The organism is Kitasatospora sp. NPDC093558, assembly GCF_040683475.1.
Lineage (GTDB): Bacteria > Actinomycetota > Actinomycetes > Streptomycetales > Streptomycetaceae > Kitasatospora.
Genome location: NZ_JBFBDY010000431.1, coordinates 1 through 5,363, shown reverse-complemented (window position 1 = coordinate 5,363; position 5,363 = coordinate 1). Strand labels below are relative to the sequence as shown.

Genomic DNA, 5,363 nt, shown 5'->3' with positions numbered 1-5,363 from the left:
GGGCGCCGTCACCTGCGCCGAGGCGGGCCGGGCCGAAGCGGTGCCAGCCGCCGGGCGACCAGTGGCGGACGGGCGCGGAGAGCCGCGCGGCGCCGCCGAGCACGGCGATCCGCAGCCGGCCGTCCGGGCCGGGACGGGCGCCGGTCTCGCGCGTCCAGCAGCGCAGCAGGGCCTCCACGGCGGCCTGTTCGGCGGCGACGGCGGGGTCGGGGTGCAGCAGCGGGTCAGGCCCGGCCGGCCGGTCCGCGGGCGGCAGCGGTTCGGGCGGGGCTCCGGTCAGGGCGGCGGTGCTCAAGGGTGCTCCTCGGGACGCGTGGGTGCGGACGCGCGCGGATGGCGGAGGGGGGTTCGGCGGGCGCTCGCACCGTCGCGTCAGGTAAGGGTTACCTATCCCTGACGGGTGATCACAAGGACGGCTCACTCGTCCGGGTGAAGATCGGTGATTGTTCACCGCCGGGGAGGAAGGCCCGGTTGTACCGGCGGCTCCTGTGGAGGCTTCGTCACGGATCGGTGACCACCGCTCGGGCGCCGCAACCCGGGGGCGCCCGGTGTCGTCCTCCGGACCAGTGGAAGACTCCTACACCGGCCCGTCGCGTCCACGAACCACCGTCCCGTTCGCGCACCGATCCACAGGGGGAAGCGCACAGATGCCATCGATCCACCGGTCCGCCGCCGCGGCCGTCCTCGCCGCCGGCACCCTGTTCGCCGTGAGCGCCTGCGGCCCGGACGGCCCGTCCTCGGCCGACGGCACGAGCACCCCCGCACCGCCGCCCGCCTCCGCGAGCGGCCCGGCCCCGGGCGGCGGGGGCGTGATCGGCGGGATCACCCTGCCCTCGGGCATCCCGACCAGCCTGCTGGAGGGCCTGCCCAAGAGCTGGGACGACCTGAAGAAGTGGAAGTTCGAGGACTGGGACAACTGGGCGTCCAAGCACGTCTTCAACAACCCGGTCGTGAAGGACTTCTGGAACCCGGACAAGATGGGCGACTCCAAGCCGGCCGAGCCGGCCCCGCCCACCGCCAAGCCGGCCTCCGACGACGGCGGGACGGACCCCGAGCCGCCGGTGGTCAACGCCGTGGCGATGCCCCGCCCGTACACCAAGCAGCCCTCCGGCAAGGTGTTCTTCAGCGCCCAGGGCGGCCGGGGCAACTGCTCGGCGACGGTCATCACCGACCCGCAGCACCCGGGCAAGAGCAACCTGGTCTGGACGGCCGGCCACTGCGTGCACGAGGGCAAGGGCGGCAACTACTACAAGGACCTCGTGTTCGTGCCCGCCTACAACAACTCGGGCGCCTCCAGCGGCGGCAAGAAGGCCCCGCTGTCCGAGCTGGCCCCGCTCGGCACGTGGTGGGCCGACCAGGTCACCACCTCGCCGCAGTGGGTGGTCGAGGGCGGCGGCACCGGGGACGCCGCCAGCCAGTACGACTTCGCCATCATGCGCGTGCACAGCCAGAACGACACCGGCAAGTCGCTGGAGGAGACGGTCGGTTCGGCCGTCCCGGTCTGGTTCGACGCGCCGCGCGACAAGCTCTCCGTCTCGGCCGTCGGCTACCCGCTCTACAAGCCGTTCGACGGCCAGGAGTTGTACAAGTGCGACGGCGGCAAGCCGACCCGACTGTCGTTCGACGCGTTGCGGCCGTCGATGCTCACCATCGGCTGCAACATGACCCAGGGCGCCAGCGGCGGCGGCTGGTTCGCCACCATGCCGGACGGGAGGACGGCCCTGGTCAGCAACACGTCGATCGGCACCCAGCAGCACACCTCGCTGAGCGGCCCGTACCTGGAGACGGTCGCCAAGAACGCCCTGGACTGGATCTCCAGGAAGCAGTAACCGCGTTCACCTCACAGCCGGGGACGATGCACCGTGCCGCACACCACCCGCGGACGCGCGCCGCGGCGCCGGGCCGCACTGGCCGGCGCCGCGGTGCTCGCCGCGCTCACGCTGACCGCGACCGCCTGCGGGCCCGACCGCGCCGGCGGCGGCGCGGGCGCCCCGGCCACCCTCGCCAGGCCGGCGCCGCCGACCGGCCCCGGCGACCTGGCGGGCTGGAAGGTCGAGGACTGGGCCCGCTTCGTCGCCGACAGCGCCTTCGGCAACGAGGTGCCCCCGGGCTCCTGGTCGCGCGCCAGGATGGAGGCCACCAAGGGCCGGTCCGTCCCGGAGGCCCCGCGCGCCGCGGCCCAGGGCGACACCCCGCAGGACGCTCCCCCGGCCGCCGTGCCGGCCCAGGCGCAGCCGCACCCGTACGGCCCGGCCGCGGCCGTCGTCGGCAGGCTCTTCGTGACGGCACCCGAGGGCGACGCCGCCTGCTCCGGCACCGTGGTCTCCGACCCGGCCAACCCGGGCCGCAGCAACCTCGTCTACACCGCCGCGCACTGCCTGCACGAGGGCAAGGGCGGCACCTGGCTGCGGAACATCACCTTCGTGCCCGGCTTCAACCGCGACGGCCAGGCCGCCCGCGGGAAGCCCTACACCGACCAGCAGGTGGCCCCGTACGGACAGTGGACGGCGGTGCGCGCGCTGGTCTCGCCGACCTGGGTCAAGGAGAGTGGCAGCGGCGCCCACAGCCAGTACGACTACGGGATCATCCGGGTACGCGACGAGGACGGCTCCGGCCGGTCGCTGGAGGAGACGGTCGGCGGCTCCGTCCCGGTCTGGTTCAACGCCCCGCGCGAGCAGATCACCTCGGCCATCTCCTACGGCTACCCCGCCGAGAAGCCGTTCGACGGCATGGAGCTCGACCACTGCGACGCGCCGGCCGCGCCGGCCAGGCCGTCCTTCGACCGGGCCCGCCCGCCGATGTACGCGATCGGCTGCACCATGACCGGCGGGGCGGGCGGCGGCGGCTGGTTCATCGTCAAGGACGGCAAGCCCAACCTGATCAGCGTCAACGCGACCGGCAGCCGCAACCCGGCCGGGTACCTGGCCGGCCCCGCGCTCCAGGACCAGGCGAAGCAGGCCTTCGAGTACTTCAGCAAGAACGTCCGATGACGCCGACGGGCGTGCGAAGGCCCCCGGACAGCACCTGTCCAGGGGCCTCGCGACGAGCGGATCAGCCCCGCAGCGCCACCGCGTAGCGCTCCAGCTCGGCAGCCAGCTCGACCGGCACCTTGGCGTGCAGCAGCGTGCCCTCGCCGGTGTGCTCGGTGGAGAGCAGCTCACCCTCCGCGTGCACCCGGGAGACCAGCCCGCCCTGGGTGTAGGGCACCAGGGCCCGCACCTCGACGGCCGGGCGCGGCAGCTCGTCGTCGATGAGCTTCAGCAGCTCCTCGATGCCCGCGCCGCTGCGGGCCGACACCACGATGGCGTGCGGCTCGCGGCGCAGCAGGCGCTGCAGCACGTGCGGATCGGCGGCGTCCGCCTTGTTGATCACCACGATCTCGGGGACGTTCTGCGCGTCCACCGAGACGATGACCTCGCGGACGGCGGCCAGCTGCGTCTCCGGCTCGGGGTGCGAGCCGTCCACCACGTGCAGGATGAGGTCCGCGTCGGCGACCTCCTCCATGGTCGAGCGGAACGCCTCGACCAGGTGGTGCGGCAGGTGCCGGACGAAGCCGACGGTGTCGGCCAGCGTGTAGACCCGCCCGCTGGGCGTCTGCGCCCGGCGCACGGTCGGGTCCAGGGTGGCGAACAGCGCGTTCTCCACCAGGACGCCCGCGCCGGTGAGCCGGTTGAGCAGGGAGGACTTGCCGGCGTTGGTGTACCCGGCGATGGCCACGGACGGCACCTGGTGGCGCTTGCGCTCCTGGCGCTTGGTGTCGCGGCCCTTCTTCATGTCGGCGATCTCCCTGCGGAGCTTCGCCATCTTCTCGCGGATCCGGCGCCGGTCGGTCTCGATCTTGGTCTCACCGGGACCACGGGTGGCCATGCCGCCGCCGGACGAGCCGGAGCCACCACCACCCATCTGCCGGGAGAGCGACTGACCCCAGCCGCGCAGGCGCGGCAGCATGTACTGCATCTGCGCGAGCGAGACCTGCGCCTTGCCCTCGCGGGACTTTGCGTGCTGGGCGAAGATGTCGAGGATCAGGGCCGTCCGGTCGACGACCTTGACCTTGACCACGTCCTCCAGCTGGATCAGCTGGCCGGGGGTGAGCTCACCGTCGCAGACCACGGTGTCGGCGCCGGTCGCCGCAACGATGTCGCGCAGCTCCTTCGCCTTGCCGGAGCCGATGTAGGTGGCGGCGTCGGGCTTGTCGCGGCGCTGGATCACACCGTCCAGCACCTCGGAGCCGGCGGTCTCGGCGAGCGCGGCGAGCTCGGCCATCGAGTTCTCCGCCTCCTCGAGCGTCCCGTCGGTCCAGACGCCGACGAGCACCACGCGCTCCAGGCGGAGCTGGCGGTACTCGACCTCGGTGACGTCCTGGAGCTCGGTGGAGAGGCCGGCGACACGACGCAGCGCGGCGCGCTCGCTGCGGTCGTACTGGTCGCCGTCGTAGTGCTGGCCGAGGTCCTCGTCGATGCCTGCGAGGTCCTCGTCCATGAGGGCTTCCGCCCGCCGACCGTCGAGGCGGCGCGGGGCGTCGGCGTGGTCGCGGGTGTCGAACGTGGAGGTCATTCTGTCCTTTGGTCGGTGGGTGGCTGAGGCGACGGCCCGTGGGCGGCACCGGAGCTCCTGTGCCCGGTGAACGCCGTGGACCGGCCGCGCATTCCCCTCGATGGTCCCACGCCCGGTGCGGGCCGGTCACCCCCATTTCCGTCGGGGCCGCCGCCCCCGGGGGCGTGCGGGCGGCTCACGTCGTAGACGCCCGAGACCCTGAGCATGGCCCGCATCAGCCCGGGCAGCGCGTCCGGGGCGGGCAGCTCGACGGTGTAGGTGTGCCGGACCCGCAGCTCCTGCGGCGGCTCGACGTCGGCCGAGACGATGCCGACGTCCTCCGCGGAGATCGCCGCGGTCAGGTCGGCGAGGAGTCGCGGCCGGTTCAGCGCCTCGGCCCGCAGGGTGGCCCGGTAGCCGTCGGCCGGGGTGCCGTCCGCCTGCCAGCGGACCTCCAGCGTGCCGCGCCCGGCCGTCCGCATCCGCTCCCCCGCCGGACAGGCCGCGCGGTGCACGGCGACGGCGCCGCCGCGGATCGGGTAACCGGTCACCTCGTCCGGCGGCACCGGCGTGCAGCACCGGGCCAGCCGCACCGGCGCCCCCGGCCGCCCGGCCACCGCGACCGGGGCGGCCCGGCGCTCGGCGGTGCGGTGCGCGGGCGGGGCGGGCTGCCCGGCCGAGGGGCCGGTGCGGACCACCGGCAGCCGGGCCGGGTGGTCGGCCAGCCAGCGCTCGATGGCGAGGCGGGCGGCCGGGGTCCGGGCGTGGGCGAGCCACTCGGGCGCGGGCCCGGAGGGCTCGGCGGCGCGCGACCCGGCCCCGGCGGGCAC

At 74.4% G+C, this 5,363-nt stretch carries 4 protein-coding genes and 1 pseudogene; 2 read left to right on the top strand and 3 right to left on the bottom strand.

Features of this window, described 5'->3' with window-relative positions:
* Window positions 1-295 (bottom strand): annotated as a pseudogene (locus tag AB0O00_RS28290) (siderophore biosynthesis protein); the annotation flags it as partial.
* Window positions 296-647: 352 nt separating this feature from the next.
* Here AB0O00_RS28290 and AB0O00_RS28285 point away from each other — a divergent pair.
* Entirely contained in the window at window positions 648-1,829 is a 1,182-nt protein-coding gene (locus tag AB0O00_RS28285) for a hypothetical protein (protein ID WP_363656454.1), read from the top strand.
* Between the two features lie 33 nt (window positions 1,830-1,862).
* Complete coding sequence (locus AB0O00_RS28280) at window positions 1,863-2,990, top strand: hypothetical protein (RefSeq protein ID WP_363656452.1); 1,128 nt, start codon at window positions 1,863-1,865, stop codon at window positions 2,988-2,990.
* A gap of 61 nt (window positions 2,991-3,051) precedes the next feature.
* Here AB0O00_RS28280 and hflX read toward each other — a convergent pair whose 3' ends face one another.
* The gene (hflX, locus tag AB0O00_RS28275; RefSeq protein WP_363656450.1) at window positions 3,052-4,554 is read right to left on the bottom strand and encodes a GTPase HflX; all 1,503 of its coding nucleotides are present in this window, start codon (window positions 4,552-4,554) and stop codon (window positions 3,052-3,054) included.
* Window positions 4,551-5,363: ACT domain-containing protein (locus tag AB0O00_RS28270; protein WP_363656449.1), on the bottom strand; the 813-nt coding region annotated here is incomplete at its 5' end. The genes hflX and AB0O00_RS28270, both read right to left, overlap by 4 nt.